Raw genomic sequence first — 731 nt, forward strand, 5'->3', positions numbered from 1 at the left:
CCATATCCAATTCCATAATTCGGAACATTCCTAAGCATTTCTTTCGTTACTATAATACTCTCCGAGATTTCCTCTTTACCCTCTATAATTACAGGGTACATACTCGTAAACCAACCAACGGTTCGGTCAATTTCAATCGGCTTATGAATCTCTTCTCTTCCATGTCCCTCTAAACCAATGGCTACTTTTGTTTGTCCCTTCATTTTCCTTATTGACATCCCAAGTGCACTTAATAATACATCATTGATTTCCGTATTGAATGCTTTTCCGGTTTCAAGAAGTAATTTTTTCGTTGCCTTCCTATCAAACGTAACTTCTATATGTTTATATCCAGCTCCAGTACAATGCGTATCACATTCAACTCTTCCGAGTTTTAGCTCTTCAGTCACAGCCTCCCAATACTCTTTTTCCTGAATTAATTTTTTACTATTTTTATATTCATCAAGCGCTTCACTCCACGCTTTATAAGATGCAGTTTTCTTTGGAAATAGAATTTCCTTTCCTTCTTCAATCTGTTTCATGGCAGTATTAAAATCTTCAAGTAATATACGCCAAGATACGCCATCTACCACCAGATGATGTAGACACATCATTAAATAATCACCAAGATTTGTTCTAAATAAAGCAACCTTCATTAATGGGCCATTCTCTAGATCTATACTACTTTGTATACGAGTACATTCTGCTTCAACTTTTTCTGCAACATTTAGTTCTCCATTAAAATCATACAC

Annotated in this window: 1 protein-coding gene; it reads right to left on the reverse strand. The window is 35.4% G+C overall.

Annotated features, from left to right (window positions below; translation table 11 throughout):
• Window positions 1-731: condensation domain-containing protein (locus MR167_RS31575; RefSeq protein WP_242316240.1), on the reverse strand; the 731-nt coding region annotated here is incomplete at both ends.

It is taken from the genome of Bacillus cereus group sp. BfR-BA-01355 (genome assembly GCF_022663675.1).
GTDB lineage: Bacteria > Bacillota > Bacilli > Bacillales > Bacillaceae_G > Bacillus_A > Bacillus_A thuringiensis_S.